A 15,313-nucleotide genomic window follows, 5' to 3' on the forward strand; every position below is an offset into this window, starting at 1 on the left:
CGCGCGCCCATGCATCCCGTGAAAATCCTGATCACGGCACTGGCAGCGCTGCTGCTCGGTGCCTGCACCTCCCTGCCCGACGGCGACGCGCCGCTGCAATGGCATCCCATCGTCACGCGCGGCGAGCTGCCCAACGGCCTGCGCTACAACCTGATACGCCTCGATGAACAAAAGGGCCGTCTGGATGTGCGCCTGACGGTACATGCCGGCTCGGTGGACGAGGCCGACGACCAGGTCGGCGTCGCCCACATGCTCGAACACCTGGCGTTCTACAGCCATGGCGGCGACACGCTGGACGCGCGCCAGCGCCTGTTGAAGGCGGGGTGGCAGCAAGGCCGTCACTTCAATGCGGTGACCAGTTACGAGCGAACCCAGTACCTGCTCAGCCCGCCCAATGGCGTCAAGAGTACGGAGCTGGCACTGCAGACCCTGGCGACCATGGCTTTCGCCGCCGACTTCACAGCGGATGATCTGCAGCGCGAGCGCCCCATCGTCATCGAGGAATGGCGCGGCGGCCTCGGCGTGGCGCAGCGTATGAACGCCAAGCGCACCGCGGCCCAACGCACCGGTTCGCGTTACCCGGCGCACCGCACCATCGGCAACCGCCAGGCCATCGAACAGGCGCAGCTGAGCGCGTTGCAGGCCTTCCAGCAACGCTGGTATCTGCCGGGCAACATGGTGCTTAACGTGGTCGGCGACTTCGAGCCGCAACAGATGATCGCGCAGATCGAACAGGCTTTCGCCAAGTTTCAGCGCGGCCAGGTGCCGAGCCGCGAGTATCTGGAACTGCCGCTGGACGACAAGCTCAAGGTGTTTCGCGTGCAGGACAGTCAGAGCGGCAGCAACCAGATGGCCCTGCTGTTTCGCTTCCAGCAACTCGACAGCCGCGAGCAGACCGTGGCCGGCGGCCGTGAACGCCTGATCGACCGCCTGGCCCTCAGCGTGCTGTCGCGCCAGTTGCGCCGCCAGCCGCTGGACGAGAATACCGCCAGCAGCCTCACCGCCGTGAAGACCCAGATCGGCCGGCGCACCGGCGTGCTGGCCGTGGCCGCCTCGGTCAAGGGCCAGCATCACCCGCAAGCGCTGGAAACCCTGCTGCGTGAACTGCAGCGGATCAACCGTCACGCCCTGCATGAGCAAGATGTGCAGACGGCTAAAGACGACGTTCGCCAGATCGCCGAACGCATGCTGAATGATCCCGCCCCGCGTGATTTCGATGGCTGGGTACGCCAACTCAACGATGCAACCATTGCCGAGCGGGTGTTGCAGGACCCCGCGGTGATCGCCCGCAATGCCCTGGACAGCCTGGACAGCATCAGCGCGAACGATCTGCAGCAGCGCATCCGCAGCTGGCTGGCCAGCCCGGACCGGGTGTTGCAGCTCAGTGCACCTGGCGGTACGGAGCTGAACCTGCCCACCGCCGATACTGTGCTGCAGCAATGGCAGGCCATGGCGCGGGCGGATTTGGCTGCACCGCTGCCGCCTGTCGCTCAGGCCGAGGTGGAAATTCCGCGGCTGACCAGCGATCTGCCAGGCGGCCGTGTGCTGCAGCGGCGCAGCTTCGCCGCCGAGCAGGTGGAGCACTGGCAGTTGAGCAACGGTGACCGCCTGGTGTGGTTGCGCCGCCCAGGGGCCGACGGCAAGGTACAACTGCGGGTCGACTCCACTGCCGGCTTCCTGCACGAAGGCGCCGTGCCCTGGCGCGCGCAGATCGCCAACCAGCTGGCGTTGCAGACCCCACCGCAGGGCTGGAGCGACGAACAGTTCAGCGCCTGGCAAAAACGCGAGGGTGTGCAACTGTCCTTCGCGCAAGGCGCCAGCCGCCTGGAAGCTCAGGGCAGCGCTGAGGTAAAAAACGTGCGCAGCCTGCTGGCGCTGTATCAGGCACGTCAGGTTCGCAGCAGCCTGGATGACCAGGCCTATGGCGAAAGCATCGAGGCGCTGCGGGACCAACTGTCGCGCCAGCGCGACCATGTGCGCAGCGAGCAGGACGCCACCTGGCGGCGTCTCAAGCAAGGTGAGAACGACTGGCAGCAGCCAACCGCGCAGGCCCTGGCCACGCTCAAACGCGAGCAGGTGGAAGCGGACTGGCAGCGTCAGGCTGCAGCCCCGGTCACCTACTACCTGATGGGCGAGCTGAGCGAAGCCGAACTAACCGCCCTGGTCAGCCAGTACCTGGCCGCGATTCCGCGCGGCGAACCGCTGCCCGATGCCAGTCTTCCCCGCCAGCCGGGCCGGCGCCAGGCCACGCTGGCTATCGCGATGGAGCCGCGTGCGGCCCTCTATGCCAGCAGCTTCCAACCCCACGCCTGGAACCCGGCCGATGCCGCGCGCATCAAAGCCCTGCGTGAAATCGCCAATGCCCAGCTCAAGCAGCGCCTGCGCGGCGACGCTACCGGCATTTATCGCCTGCGCTTCGAGGCCGAATTGAGCGCCGATCATCAGCGCATCGACAGCGAACTGCACTTCAGCAGCTCGCCACAACGAGCCGATGAACTCTGGCAACTGGCACAGGAAACCCTGGCCACATTGCCGGAGGCGGTAACCGCGCAACGCGTTGCCGGCCTGCGCAACGACCTGGCGCGCAAGGAAGCCGAACGCCGCAAAGACCCCGCCACCCAGTTGCACCGCCTGATTCTCAGCGAACGCGCCTGGGGCGATCCGCGCTACCTCAGCGAGCAAGGGCAATTGCCTGCCGCGCTAGAGCCCGAACCCATGCAGCGTCTGGCGCGCCAGCTGTTCCCGCGGGCCAATGAAGTGCGCATGCAGGTGCTGCCCAAGGATGCCGACTCGTGAAAACCCTGCGGATGTTCTTCATGCTGGCCAGGCCATTCTGGGGCAGCCGCGCCGGCTGGCCGGGCTGGGCGCTGCTTGGCCTGGTGTTCGCCATGGGCATCGGCATCGTCCAGGCCAATGTCTACATCAACGCCTGGAGCAAGCGTTTCTACGACACCCTGGCGACTTTCGATGGCGGCGCTTTGCTCACCCTGATGGGTGATTACTCACTGGCCATCGCGGCGCTGATCGCCGTCATCGTTTCGAAGAACTGGCTCACCAAGGCGCTCATCCTGCGCTGGCGCCAGCACCTCAACGACTACCTGCTCGAACGCTGGCTTGGTGAGCGCCGCTACTACCGCCTAGGCCTCAGCGGCGAACCGGACCACCCCGATCAGCGTATCGCCGAGGACGCGTATCTGCTGTCGGACAAGACCGTCGGCCTGGTCGTCTCGCTGTTCATCAACACCATGCAGATCGGCGCGTTCGTCAGCGTTCTCTGGCAGCTTTCCGGCACGCAGACCTTCACGCTTGGCGATTACAGCGTGACCCTCGATGGCTACCTGGTCTGGGCCGTGGTGATCTACACCCTGATTGGCACCCTGGTCACGCACTGGCTGGGCCGTCCGCTGCATGGTCTCAACTATGAACGACAGCGCAGCGAAGCCGCCTTCCGTACCGATCTGCTGCGAAAGCGCGACCATGCCGAACAGATCGCCCTGTATGGCGGTGAGGAAGCCGAGCAGCAAGGTCTGCGGCTGCGTTTCTCCGCCATTGCCAACAACTGGCGGAGCCTGATGCAACGGGAGCTGAAGCTCGGCACATTCACCGTCGGCTACGAACGCGTCAGATTGATCGTTCCGGTGTTCATCGCGCTGCCGGCCTTTCTCGCCAAGACCATCACCCTTGGCGGGCTGATGCAGATCCGCACGGCTTTCGGCGCGGTATACGAATCACTGAGCTGGTTCATCTTCTCCTACCGCACGCTGATGGAATGGAGCGCCACGGTGGAGCGCCTTGGCCAGTTCCAGCAGGCCATGGAGCGGCTCGAACCCGTCGAACTCAGCCGTGGCGACACGCTCAACACCTGCGGCCTGGACGTCCTACGCCCCAATGGCGAAGCGCTGCTGTGCGGCCTGACGCTGCACGCGCAACCCGGCGAATGGCTGCGCCTGGCCGGCGCCAGCGGGCTGGGCAAATCCACGCTGCTTCGCACTTTGATGGGCCTTTGGCCTCATCACCGTGGCACCTGGCAGTTACCGGGAGGGCGCAGCCTGTTGCTGCCGCAGAAGCCGTACCTGGCTAGTGGCCGTCTGGACGAGGCGCTGGCCTATCCGGCAGCGCAGGTCCCGAACAGCCTCAAGCTGATCGGCGTGTTGAAGGATGTGGGCCTCGAGCATCTGATCGACAAGCTCGACAGGGAAGCCGAATGGGGCCGGGAGCTCTCCGGTGGCGAACAGCAGCGCCTGGCGCTGGCCCGCGCCCTGCTCTACCGGCCCGATACGCTTTACCTCGACGAGGCCACCAACCAGCTCGATGACAAGGCCGCCTGCCAACTCCTCGAACGGCTGCGCCAACGCCTGCCGAACTGCACGCTGATCGCGGTCAGCCACCAACCGGCGGTGCAGCGCCTGTTCGAGCGCAGCATCGATCTGCAGGAGTGCGGGGCGGCATGCCGGCCGGCAAAAACTGAGCCGCTGCCGGCCTGAACGGCCGTTTAGCGGTCGTATTCGCCGGCCGCTTCCGGCTGGTATTCGACTTCGAGCAGGGTCAGCTTGAGTTGCTTGCCGCCCGGAACCGGCCAATCGATGTGCTGGCCGACAGACAGGCCGAGCAGGGCGCTGCCGACCGGCGCGAGGATGCTGACCTTGCCATCGCCGCCGGCGTCCTGCGGGTAGACCAGGGTCAGGTGGTAATCCTTGCCGCTGCTCTCTTCGCGGCAGTGCACGCGCGAATTCATGGTCACCACTCCTGCCGGCACCTCGTCGTGCCCCACCACTTCGGCACGATCCAGCTCGGCCTGCAGCGCCTCGGCGCCCGGCCCGAACTCGTCCAGGCTGTCGAGCAGGCGCTCCAGACGCTGCAGATCGAGGCGGGTAATGGTGATGGTAGGTGCGCTGTTCATGATGCCGGGCGGTCTCCTCGCGTAAGCCATAAAAAAGCAAAACCCCGCCCGAAGGCAGGGTTCGACTGAATGTCTTACCGACCCTAACACAGCCGGACAAATAAACAAGACTGGCGGGTCAATGGCCTTGCTGGCGTTGTTGCAAACGCTGCTGCGCGGCCTGGCAGATCGAGCGGCGCCGCGCATTATCGGCCGCGCCCCAGTCAAGAATCTCCTGCAGGGTGCGACCGCAGCCCATACACTGGTCGCGCTCGTCCAGGCAGCACTGGCGCCGGCACGGCGAGGCCAGCGGCGCCTCGCTCGGCTCAGAGCTCATCGAACTCCAGCTCGGTGCCGCACTGCTCGAGGGTGATGCGCACCAGCATCTCGCCCAGTTGCTCGTCGCTGGTGTCACAGATCCAGCGACCCTCGGCTTCGTCGTAATCGAAGTGGAAGCCACCGGAACGGGCCGCTAGCCACAGCTGACGAATCGGCTCCTGGCGGCTGAAGATCAGCTGGCTGCCGTTGTCGAAACGCACCGTCAGCACACCAGCGCTATTCTCCAGGTCGACGTCCAGACCGCTGTCGTCGAAGATGTCCTCCACCGCCTGCTGGGTGGCATCGACCAGGTCGTGAAAGCGGGCTTCGCTCAGGCTCATCGGGGTGTCCTCACTAGATGCAGCGACTGCATGGAAATTAGCGGTAGATGCCAGGCCAGGTTAACCGGCCTGGGCACAAAGGTGGCGACGGTACTCGCCCGGACTCGTTCCCGTCCAGCGACGAAATGCACGTGCCAGCGAGCCCGGCTCGCTGAAGCCCACCAGAAAGGCGATCTCCGCCAGTTCCAGCGCAGGGTCGCGCAGGTAATGCAGCACCAGTTGCTGGCGCGTCTCGTCGACCAGTTGGCTGAACGACAGCCCGCCCTCACGCAGACGCCGTTGCAAGGTCCGCGGGCTCAAGGCCAGGGCGGCGGCGATGGCCTCCAGATCCGGCCCCTGCTCCGGCAACTGACGCGCCAGTTCCAGGCGCGCGCGGTCGAGCACGCTGCTGCCCTGGTTGAGTTCGGCGAGCAGGCGATCGGCGTAGGCATCGAGCATCCCGCGTACCTGCGCATCCGCCTGGTTCAGCGGCACGCTCAGCAGACGCCTGGGAAAGATCAGGGCATTGTCGAGCTGATCGAACAGCACCGGGCAGCGGAAGATGCGCGCGTGCTCCGTGGTATCGGCTGGCGCCGGATGCTGGAAGCGCACCTCGGTTGGGGAGATATCCAGGCCGCTGATCCAGCGCCCGAAGCTCACCCAGCCGGCCAGGGTTTCCTCACTCAGTTGACGCTGCTGCTGCGCCAGCAACGGCTCCCAGCGATGGGCGACCAGCGGCTCGCAGCCGGGCCGTACGGGCTCGTCATCGAGTATGACCCGCCCCAGACTGCCGACCAGCGAAGCGTAGCGCGCCTGGCGATGCAGGGCGTCGGCCAGGGTGGCGCAGCTCATGATCAGGGAGCCGAGCACGCCGTAATAGCCCGGGCGCACCGACTCGCCCAGATGCAGGCCCAGATATTGATCGCCGGTCAAGCGCACACCCTCACCCAGCAAGGTCAGATAGGCACTGGCAGCAATGCGTTGATCGCGCTGGCTCAAGGCTTCAGGGCTGAGCTGGATATGGGCGAGCAGCGCCTCGGTGGCCACCCCTTGTCGCTGCAGGTGTTCGATCAGGCCTTGCAGGTAGGCGACCGAGACCGAGCCGGCCAGAATCGCGGGATTGTCCATCTTGGCTCCTCGTTGCTCAGCGCATGCTAACCCAAGCCGGCGCGAATGCCTTCGGCGCACGCGCCAGATGCAGACGCAAATCGAGCCGGCGCCCCGCCAGGCGGGCGCCGGGCGCATAGGCAAGGTGGCGGGGGGTCGGTATACTCCGGCGCAATCATGCTTATTTTCAAGGACCGTCCCATGAAGCGACTGACCCTCGCGCTCCTCGCCGCCGTATGCCTGCTGGCCGGCTGCGGTCAGAAAGGCCCGCTGTACCTGCCGGGCGACGAAAACGCTGGCAACAGCCGAGACCGTTTCGAACTCTGACAGGAGCTGCCCCATGGAAGCCTTCAACTACCGCGACGGCGAGCTGTTCGCGGAAGGCGTTGCCTTGTCTGCGCTGGCCCAGCGCTTCGGCACGCCCACCTACGTCTATTCGCGCGCCCATATCGAAGGGCAGTACCGCGCCTATGCCGACGCCCTGGCGGGCATGCCGCACCTGGTCTGCTTCGCGGTCAAGGCCAACTCCAACCTCGGCGTGCTCAACGTGCTGGCGCGTCTCGGTGCCGGCTTCGATATCGTTTCCAGCGGTGAGCTGGAGCGCGTGCTGGCCGCCGGTGGCGAGCCGAGCCGTATCGTCTTCTCCGGCGTCGGCAAGAGCCGCGATGACATGCGCCGCGCGCTGGAAGTCGGCGTGCACTGCTTCAACGTCGAGTCCAGCGTCGAGCTGGAGCGCCTGCAGAAGGTCGCCGCCGAACTGGGCGTCAAGGCGCCCGTGTCGCTGCGGGTCAACCCGGACGTGGACGCCGGCACTCACCCGTACATTTCCACCGGGCTCAAGGAAAACAAGTTCGGCATCGACATCGAGCAGGCCGAGGCGGTCTACGCCCGCGCTGCCGAGCTGCCGAACCTGGAAGTGATCGGCGTCGACTGCCATATCGGCTCGCAGCTGACCACCCTCGAGCCCTTCCTCGATGCGCTCGATCGCCTGTTGCTGCTGGTCGACAAGCTGGCCGCGCGCGGCATCGTCATCAAGCATCTGGATCTGGGCGGCGGCCTCGGCGTGCAATACCGCGACGAGCAACCTCCGTTGGCCGGCGACTACATCGCCGCCGTGCGCAAGCGCCTGGCAGGTCGCGACCTGTCGCTGGTGTTCGAGCCGGGTCGCTTCATCGTTGCCAATGGCGGCGTGCTGCTGACCCAGGTGGAATACCTCAAGCACACCGAACACAAGGACTTCGCCATCATCGATGCGGCGATGAACGACCTGATCCGCCCGGCCCTGTACCAGGCCTGGATGGAGGTGTCGCCGGTGCAGCCCCGTGAAGGCGAAGCACGCAACTACGACCTGGTCGGGCCGATCTGCGAAACCGGTGATTTCCTGGCCAAGGATCGTCAGCTGGTGCTGGAAGAAGGCGACCTGCTGGCCGTGCGCTCGGCCGGTGCCTACGGTTTCGTCATGAGCTCCAACTACAACACCCGCGGCCGCGCCGCCGAGGTGCTGGTGGACGGCGAGCAGGCCTTCGAGGTGCGTCGTCGCGAAACCGTCCAAGAGCTCTATGCCGGCGAAAGCCTGCTGCCGGCCTGAGGGCGACGCCATGCTATTGCGCTTTACCAAGATGCACGGGCTGGGTAATGACTTCATGGTCCTCGACCTGATCAGTCAGCATGCCCACGTGCAGCCCAAGCACGCCAAGCAGTGGGGCGATCGCCACACCGGCGTCGGTTTCGATCAGCTTTTGATCGTCGAGCCACCGAACCACCCGGATATCGACTTCCGCTACCGCATTTTCAATTCCGACGGTTCGGAAGTGGAGCAATGCGGCAACGGTGCGCGCTGCTTCGCCCGCTTCGTGCTGGACAAGCGCCTGACCACCAAGAAGATCATTCGCGTCGAGACCAAGAGCGGCATCATCGAGCTGCGCGTGCAGAACGACGGCCAGGTCTGCGTCGACATGGGGGCCCCGCGTCTGCAGCCGGAACAGGTGCCGTTCCAGGCCGAACAGGCCGCGCTGAGCTATCGCGTCGACGTCGACGGCCAGAGCGTCGAACTGGCCGCGCTGTCGATGGGCAACCCGCACGCCGTGCTGCGCGTCGACAGCGTCGACAACGCCCCGGTGCATACGCTCGGGCCGAAGCTGGAACATCACCCGCGCTTCCCGCAGCGGGTCAATGTCGGCTTCCTTCAGGTGCTCGACCGCAAGCATGCGCGCCTGCGCGTGTGGGAGCGCGGCGCTGGGGAAACCCAGGCCTGCGGCACCGGCGCCTGCGCCGCAGCAGTCGCGGCGATTCGCCAGGGCTGGATGGATTCGCCCGTGCAACTGGAGCTGCCGGGCGGCAAACTGTCCATCGAATGGGCAGGCGAAGGTCAGCCGGTTATGATGACCGGGCCCGCTGCCCGCGTATACGAAGGACAGGTTCGCCTATGACCGACCAGCAGGATTCGCCCAAACCGCTCGATTCGGAAACGGTCGCAGCCTATCTGCGCCTGCACCCGGAGTTCTTCATCGACCATGAAGAACTGATCCCCGAACTGCGCATTCCGCACCAGCCCGGCAACGCCGTGTCGCTGGTCGAGCGCCAGGTCAAGCTGCTGCGCGAGCGCAACATCGAGATGCGCCACCGCCTCGGCCAGTTGATGGACGTGGCTCGCGACAACGACCGCCTATTCGACAAGACCCGCCGCCTGGTGCTCGACCTGCTCGATGCCGGCAGCCTCGAGGAAGTGGTCGGCGTGGTCGAAGACAGCCTGCGCCACGAGTTCCAGGTGCCCTTCGTCGGCCTGATCCTGTTCAGCGACAACAAGCTGCCGGTCGGTCGCTCGGTCAGCTCGGCCGAAGCGCATCAACAGGTCGGCGGCCTGCTCAGCGGCGGCAAGACCATCTGCGGCGTGCTGCGCCCGCATGAGCTGGAGTTCCTGTTCGGCAAGGACGACGCGGCGCAAGTCGGTTCCGCGGCCGTGGTCAGCCTCACCCATCAGGGCCTGCACGGCGTTCTCGCCATCGGCAGCGCCGATCCGCAGCACTACAAGAGCTCGCTCGGTACGCTGTTCCTCGGCTATATCGCCGAAGTCCTGGCGCGCGTGCTGCCCAGCTTCGCCACGCCGCTGCGGTCGGTACGTTAGAAGCAGCTACAAGCTTCAAGCTACAAGCCGCAAGAACAGGCAGACCGAACGCTTTTACTTGGAGCTTGAAGCTTGAAGCTTGCCGCTGCTCTCGATGCCTACCTCGAACACCTGCGCCGCGAGCGCCAGGTGTCGGTGCATACCCTCGACGGCTATCGCCGTGATCTCGGCAAGGTGCTGGCGTTCTGCGAAGCCGAAGGCCTGAGTGACTGGGCCGAGCTGGATACGCGCAACCTGCGCCGCCTGGTTGCCCGACTGCATCAGCAGGGCCTGTCCAGCCGCAGCCTGGCACGCCTGCTCTCGGCCACCCGCGGCCTCTATCAATATCTGTTGCGTGAAGGCCTGTGCCGCCACGACCCGGCCACCGGCCTCAGCCCGCCGAAACGCGAACGCCGCCTGCCGCGCACGCTGGACGCCGATCGCAGCGCGCAGCTGCTCGACGGCGCGGTCGAGGATGACTTCATCGCCCGCCGCGATCAGGCCATGCTCGAGCTATTTTATTCCTCCGGGCTGCGCCTGTCGGAGCTGGTCGGGCTCGATCTCGATGGCCTTGACCTGCCTGCCGGCCTGGTGCGCGTACGCGGCAAAGGCAACAAGGTGCGCGAGTTGCCGGTCGGCAGCCTGGCGCGCCAGGCGCTGGAGCAGTGGCTACCCCTGCGCAAGCTGGCCAACCCCGGCGACGGGGCAGTGTTCATCAGCCAGCAGGGCCGCCGCCTCGGGCCGCGTGCGGTGCAGCTGCGCGTGCGCCAGGCCGGTGTACGCGAGCTTGGCCAGCACCTGCATCCGCACATGCTGCGCCACAGCTTCGCCAGCCATATGCTGGAGTCCTCGCAGGACCTGCGCGCCGTGCAGGAGTTGCTCGGCCACGCCGACATCGCCACCACGCAGATCTACACCCACCTGGATTTCCAGCACCTGGCCCATGTCTATGACCAGGCCCACCCCAGGGCCAAACGCAAAGGCGGTTCCGAATGAGCATTGAACTGATCACCTTCGACCTCGACGACACGCTGTGGGACGTCACGCCGGTGATGCAGGACGCCGAGGCGGCGCTGCGCAACTGGCTGGCCCTGCACGCGCCGCGCCTGGGCGCGGTGCCGGTGGAACACCTGTGGGCCGTGCGCAGCCGCCTGCTCGAAGCCGAACCGATGCTCAAGCATCGTCTCAGCGAGCTGCGCCGGCGCATTCTGTTCCACGCCCTGGAGGATGCCGGCTACCCGCACGGCGAGGCGCAAACGCTGGCCGAGGCCGGATTCCAGGTGTTTCTCGGCGCCCGCCATCAGGTGGCGCTGTTCACCGAGGTGCACCCGACGCTGGAGGCACTGGCTGAGCGCTTCATGCTCGGCGTGATCACCAATGGCAATGCCGATGTACGCCGTCTCGGTCTGTCCGAGTATTTTCGCTTCGCCCTGTGCGCCGAAGAGCTTGGGGTTGGCAAGCCTGACCCGAAACCCTTCCGCGAGGCGCTCAGCCGCGCCGGTGGCATTGCCGCCGAGCGCGCCGTGCATATTGGCGATCACCCCAGCGACGATATCGCCGGCGCGCAGGCGGCCGGCATGCGCGCGATCTGGTTCAACCCGCAAGGGCGTCCCTGGAAGGGCGAAACCACGCCGGATGCGCAGATCGCCAGCCTGGCCGAGCTGCCGGCATTGCTGGGCAGCTGGACACGCTGACTCGCAGAGTGGTCTGAGTACAAGCCGCGTACAGCGTCGGTACTCACGACACAACTCGCTGTTCAGTGATCGGATAGCCGGCAGATTGGCGCGGTGTTCGACCCTCTCCCCCAGCCCCTCTCCACTAGGCGTGCCCCCAATAAATGGGAGAGGGGAGCAAAGCGAAGCGCACGACCTTAACTGAACAGCCGGCCCCCTCGTCGCTGCCGGAAGAACCTCGGACGGCACGTACGAATCGCCGCCGGAGATGGCGGGCACAAAAAACCCGCCACTGGGGCGGGTTCCTTGCGGCGAGCCGTCCTCAGATGGGGCGGCTGCCGTATTTGCTGTCGGGCTTCTTGGGTGGGTCGGCGACCACGTTGGGTTCCACCTCCTGCACCTTGCCGCCACGGGAGAGGAACTCTTCCATGGCCTTGGCCAGCGCATCGCGCTCTTTCTGCTTGGCTTCGACGCTGGGCATCTCGTCGACTTCAACGGCTTTGGCCTTGCTCTTCTTGCCGCTGGTTACGGCTTCGCCACCGCCTTCGTCATCGCTGCTGTCACCGTCATCGGCGGCAGCCAGCTCCTCGCCATCGTCCTCGTCGGCCCCTTCCAGATCATCTTGTTCCAGGTCTTCGTCGCTCATGTTCAACCTCATGACTTGCGAAAAGCAGGTTAGTTATAGCCCAGCCGTACGAAGTGCAACCGCACGTCCGGAAAAATTCATATTGTTTCGCCGTGCAGGGTCGCCACCACTTGCCGAGCGCCGCCATGATCGCGGTGCTCGCCCAGATAGATACCCTGCCAGGTCCCCAGCGCCAGCCGTCCCTGCTGTATCGGCAGCTGTAGCTGAAAGCCCAGCAAACTGCCCTTGAAGTGCGCCGGCAAATCGTCCGGCCCTTCGTAATCATGTTCGTATCCCGCTTCACCCTGCGGCACCAGGCGGTTGAAGAAACGCTCGAAATCGCGGCGCACCGCGGGGTCGGCGTTCTCGTTCACCGTCAACGATGCCGAGGTGTGCTGCAGCCACAGATGCAACAGACCGACGCGCATCTGCGCCAGTTCCGGCAATTTCGCCAGCACCTCTTCGGTCACCAGATGAAAACCTCGCTCACGCGGACGCAAGCTGATGATGCGTTGCTGCCACATGCCGTTTCTCACTCTCGATGGCTCCAGCGCGCGCATTCTAGCGTGCTGTCAGAAAAAACAAAGGGCGCCAAAAGGCGCCCTTGTCATTCCGGCGAAGCTTACTTCTTGCCGGTGAACTCCGGGTAGGCTTCCATACCGCACTCGGCGATATCCACACCCTCGTATTCCTCTTCTTCGCTGACGCGTAGACCGATCACCGCCTTGATGATGCTCCAGACGATCAGGCTGGCGATGAACACCCAGGCGAAGATGCAGACGATACCCAGCAGCTGGGCGCCCAGCGAGGCATCGCCATTGGTCAGGCACACGGCCAACAGGCCCCAGATACCGACCACGCCGTGCACGGAGATGGCGCCGACCGGGTCGTCGATCTTGATCTTGTCCAGGCCGAGGATCGCGAAGACCACCAGCACACCGCCCACGCCACCGATCAGGGTCGCCTGCAGGGCGCTCGGGGTCAGCGGTTCGGCAGTGATGGCGACCAGGCCGGCCAGCGCGCCGTTGAGCGCCATGGTCAGGTCAGCCTTGCCGAACAGGATACGCGCGGTAACCAGCGCGGCGATCAGACCACCGGCGGCAGCCATGTTGGTATTGACGAACACCTGGGCGACGGCGTTGGCATCCTCGATGGTGCTCATCTTCAGTTGCGAGCCACCGTTGAAGCCGAACCAGCCCATCCACAGGATGAAGGTACCGAGCGTTGCCAGTGGCAGGTTGGCGCCCGGAATGGCGTTGACCTGGCCATTGGCGCCGTACTTACCCTTGCGCGCGCCCAGCAGCAGTACGCCAGCCAGAGCAGCGGCAGCACCCGCCATGTGCACCACGCCGGAACCGGCGAAGTCGAGGAAACCGGCTTCGTTGAGGAAGCCCGAGCCCCATTTCCAGAAGCCCTGAACCGGGTAGATGAAGCCGGTCATGACCACGGCGAAAGCGAGGAAGGCCCACAGCTTCATGCGCTCGGCTACCGCACCGGAAACCACCGACATGCAGGTCGCAGCGAAGACGATCTGGAAGAAGAAGTCCGAGCGCGCCGAGTAATAGGGCGCATCGTCACCGCCAGCGAGCACCGCATCGACGCTGTTCTCGTCGCCGATCAGGAAGCCCAGGCTCGGCAGGATGCCGCCCTCGGGGCTGGAGTACATGATGTGGTAGCCGATCACCAGGTACATCACGCTGGCGATGGCATACAGGGCGATGTTCTTGGTCAGGATCTCGGTGGTGTTCTTGGCGCGCACCAGGCCGGATTCGAGCATGGCGAAGCCCGCTGCCATCCACATCACCAGGGCACCACAGATCAGAAAGTAGAACGTATCGAAGCCGTACTGCAATGCAGTCAATGCTGTGTTATCCATTTTTCACCTCTTGCCGGCGCTTTCGTTGTGCGCTGTTCGGTTGAAACGTCCAGGTTGGCTCTGGGCGCGTTCCGCATGCTTTACAGGTCGTTGCCACGCTCGCTCTGGATCACCGGAACCCCTGCGCCGTAAGGCGACCAGGCATTCCCATCACTAGGCCGAGCGCTAGACCTGAAGAGGGTCTGGCACAGCAGAGCGGCGAAGGACTCGCCAGCTCCGGCATTCGCCCTCGAATACAGCGCATGGCCAGAATTCGAGGGCAAAAGGGCTCCTAGCCCTGCGAAAGTTCGCAGAGTCATGGGGTTTACTCCTGGGGCGTGGGGTTCGGAGGCTGCTTAGATCGCGTCGGTATCGGTTTCGCCGGTACGGATACGAATTGCCTGTTCCAGGTTGACTACGAAAATCTTGCCGTCGCCGATCTTGCCGGTGTTGGCAGCCTTGGTGATGGCCTCGATCACGCGGTCCAGCTGGTCGTCAGCGATGGCCACGTCGATCTTCACCTTGGGCAGGAAGTCGACCACGTACTCGGCACCGCGATACAGCTCGGTATGGCCTTTCTGGCGGCCGAAGCCCTTGACCTCGGTGACGGTAATGCCCTGCACGCCGATCTCCGACAGCGACTCGCGCACGTCGTCGAGCTTGAACGGCTTGATGATGGCAGTGACTAGCTTCATGAAACTTTCTCCCGTGTAAGGTGGACTTGCCCCAGGAATTACGAACCCGGCTCAAGTCTAAGCGCAGTGTCTGGCTTTTGTAATGCACCGACCGTTCCAGCCTGGCCTGGTCGATACCCACCAACCGCCCTCGACGAAACACTTCCCCGCTTCGCCTGCCGCACCGGTACTGCATCGGTGCATGCGTCGTTGAGGTCTAAGCAGAAAGCTTGCCATCTCCCGGAAAAGCACTGCCTATCAAGCTCTTACCCATGCCCCGCGATATCGCGTGGCGATTCCCACACCCTAACCGCACAAGATTGGTGCAGCAGCGCCTCGGGTCATGCTCAAAAATCGTGCAACCTGGCCTGGGGCGTCCCGCCTCAGGTCGCGTGCTACACTGCCGACCGTCTGTTTACGGAACCTGATCATGCTGCCGCCGAAAGCCCTGCTCGACACCCTCAGTAGCCACGCCTCGCGCCTGTTCAGCGGCGACAGCCCGCTGCCGCGCGCCGAACTGGAAGCCCAGTTCAAAGCCCTGCTGCAAAGCGGTTTCAGCAAGCTGGAGCTGGTCAGCCGCGAAGAGTTCGACAGCCAGATGGTGGTATTGGCCCGTACCCGCGCCCGCCTGGAAGCGCTGGAAGCCAAGGTCGCCGAACTGGAAGCCAAGCTCACCGCCGCAGACTAAGGTTATGTTGTAGGAGCGGCTTCAGCCGCGAACAGGCTTCATGGCTGAAGCCGTTCCTACAGGCGCTGCAC

The 15,313-nt window shown here is 64.9% G+C and carries 17 protein-coding genes; 9 read left to right on the forward strand and 8 right to left on the reverse strand.

The window, feature by feature from the left end:
* The first annotated feature begins 9 nt into the window (after positions 1-9).
* Positions 10-2,796 carry a M16 family metallopeptidase gene (locus P3C50_RS08655; RefSeq protein ID WP_275545677.1) on the forward strand — a complete coding sequence of 929 codons (2,787 nt, stop codon included), beginning with the start codon at positions 10-12 and terminating at the stop codon, positions 2,794-2,796.
* Positions 2,793-4,484, forward strand: a complete 1,692-nt coding sequence (locus P3C50_RS08660) for an ABC transporter ATP-binding protein/permease (RefSeq protein ID WP_275545678.1) — start codon at positions 2,793-2,795, stop codon at positions 4,482-4,484. Before P3C50_RS08655 ends, P3C50_RS08660 begins: the two co-directional genes overlap by 4 nt.
* A gap of 8 nt (positions 4,485-4,492) precedes the next feature.
* Here the strand turns inward: P3C50_RS08660 and rnk are convergent, their stop codons facing one another.
* The 4 genes from rnk to P3C50_RS08680 form a co-directional block, all read right to left on the reverse strand.
* Entirely contained in the window at positions 4,493-4,900 is a 408-nt protein-coding gene (gene rnk, locus P3C50_RS08665) for a nucleoside diphosphate kinase regulator (protein ID WP_197859000.1), read from the reverse strand.
* Between the two features lie 118 nt (positions 4,901-5,018).
* Positions 5,019-5,216, reverse strand: coding sequence for a DUF1289 domain-containing protein (locus P3C50_RS08670; RefSeq protein WP_275545679.1), 198 nt, complete (start codon positions 5,214-5,216; stop codon positions 5,019-5,021).
* Positions 5,206-5,538 carry an iron donor protein CyaY gene (gene cyaY / locus P3C50_RS08675; RefSeq protein WP_003458550.1) on the reverse strand — a complete coding sequence of 111 codons (333 nt, stop codon included), beginning with the start codon at positions 5,536-5,538 and terminating at the stop codon, positions 5,206-5,208. Before cyaY ends, P3C50_RS08670 begins: the two co-directional genes overlap by 11 nt.
* Positions 5,539-5,598: 60 nt before the next feature.
* A complete protein-coding gene (locus P3C50_RS08680) occupies positions 5,599-6,645 on the reverse strand; it encodes an AraC family transcriptional regulator (protein WP_275545680.1) in 1,047 nt (348 codons plus the stop codon).
* A 180-nt stretch (positions 6,646-6,825) separates the two neighbouring features.
* Here P3C50_RS08680 and P3C50_RS08685 point away from each other — a divergent pair, with 180 nt between their 5' ends.
* From P3C50_RS08685 to P3C50_RS08710, 6 genes are all read left to right on the forward strand, one after another.
* Positions 6,826-6,951 (forward strand): LPS translocon maturation chaperone LptM, encoded by a 126-nt coding sequence (locus tag P3C50_RS08685; RefSeq protein ID WP_003242379.1) that lies wholly within the window; start codon positions 6,826-6,828, stop codon positions 6,949-6,951.
* A gap of 13 nt (positions 6,952-6,964) precedes the next feature.
* Positions 6,965-8,212, forward strand: a complete 1,248-nt coding sequence (lysA, locus tag P3C50_RS08690) for a diaminopimelate decarboxylase (RefSeq protein WP_275545681.1) — start codon at positions 6,965-6,967, stop codon at positions 8,210-8,212.
* 10 nt (positions 8,213-8,222) lie between these two features.
* Positions 8,223-9,053 carry a diaminopimelate epimerase gene (gene dapF / locus P3C50_RS08695; protein ID WP_275545682.1) on the forward strand — a complete coding sequence of 277 codons (831 nt, stop codon included), beginning with the start codon at positions 8,223-8,225 and terminating at the stop codon, positions 9,051-9,053.
* The gene (locus P3C50_RS08700; RefSeq protein WP_275545683.1) at positions 9,050-9,748 is read left to right on the forward strand and encodes a DUF484 family protein; all 699 of its coding nucleotides are present in this window, start codon (positions 9,050-9,052) and stop codon (positions 9,746-9,748) included. The genes dapF and P3C50_RS08700 overlap by 4 nt, the downstream gene beginning before the upstream one ends.
* Before the next feature lie 72 nt (positions 9,749-9,820).
* On the forward strand, positions 9,821-10,723 hold the full coding sequence (xerC, locus tag P3C50_RS08705; RefSeq protein ID WP_275545684.1) for a tyrosine recombinase XerC: 903 nt from the start codon (positions 9,821-9,823) through the stop codon (positions 10,721-10,723).
* Positions 10,720-11,421, forward strand: a complete 702-nt coding sequence (locus tag P3C50_RS08710) for an HAD family hydrolase (protein ID WP_275545685.1) — start codon at positions 10,720-10,722, stop codon at positions 11,419-11,421. The genes xerC and P3C50_RS08710 overlap by 4 nt, the downstream gene beginning before the upstream one ends.
* A gap of 301 nt (positions 11,422-11,722) precedes the next feature.
* Here the strand turns inward: P3C50_RS08710 and sutA are convergent, their stop codons facing one another.
* The 4 genes from sutA to glnK all read right to left on the reverse strand — a co-directional run bounded on the left by sutA (position 11,723) and on the right by glnK (position 14,575).
* The gene (sutA, locus tag P3C50_RS08715; protein ID WP_197858992.1) at positions 11,723-12,046 is read right to left on the reverse strand and encodes a transcriptional regulator SutA; all 324 of its coding nucleotides are present in this window, start codon (positions 12,044-12,046) and stop codon (positions 11,723-11,725) included.
* A 77-nt stretch (positions 12,047-12,123) separates the two neighbouring features.
* A complete protein-coding gene (locus P3C50_RS08720) occupies positions 12,124-12,549 on the reverse strand; it encodes a secondary thiamine-phosphate synthase enzyme YjbQ (RefSeq protein WP_197858991.1) in 426 nt (141 codons plus the stop codon).
* 98 nt (positions 12,550-12,647) lie between these two features.
* Positions 12,648-13,901, reverse strand: a complete 1,254-nt coding sequence (locus P3C50_RS08725; RefSeq protein ID WP_275545686.1) for an ammonium transporter — start codon at positions 13,899-13,901, stop codon at positions 12,648-12,650.
* A gap of 335 nt (positions 13,902-14,236) precedes the next feature.
* Positions 14,237-14,575: a P-II family nitrogen regulator gene (gene glnK, locus P3C50_RS08730; RefSeq protein ID WP_003096476.1), complete on the reverse strand. Its 339-nt coding sequence runs from the start codon at positions 14,573-14,575 to the stop codon at positions 14,237-14,239.
* A 409-nt stretch (positions 14,576-14,984) separates the two neighbouring features.
* Between glnK and P3C50_RS08735 the strand changes: the two genes are divergently transcribed.
* Positions 14,985-15,242, forward strand: a complete 258-nt coding sequence (locus P3C50_RS08735; RefSeq protein WP_017361208.1) for an accessory factor UbiK family protein — start codon at positions 14,985-14,987, stop codon at positions 15,240-15,242.
* Positions 15,243-15,313: the final 71 nt, after the last annotated feature.

Source organism: Pseudomonas sp. Marseille-Q0931 (assembly GCF_940789645.1).
Classification (GTDB): domain Bacteria; phylum Pseudomonadota; class Gammaproteobacteria; order Pseudomonadales; family Pseudomonadaceae; genus Aquipseudomonas.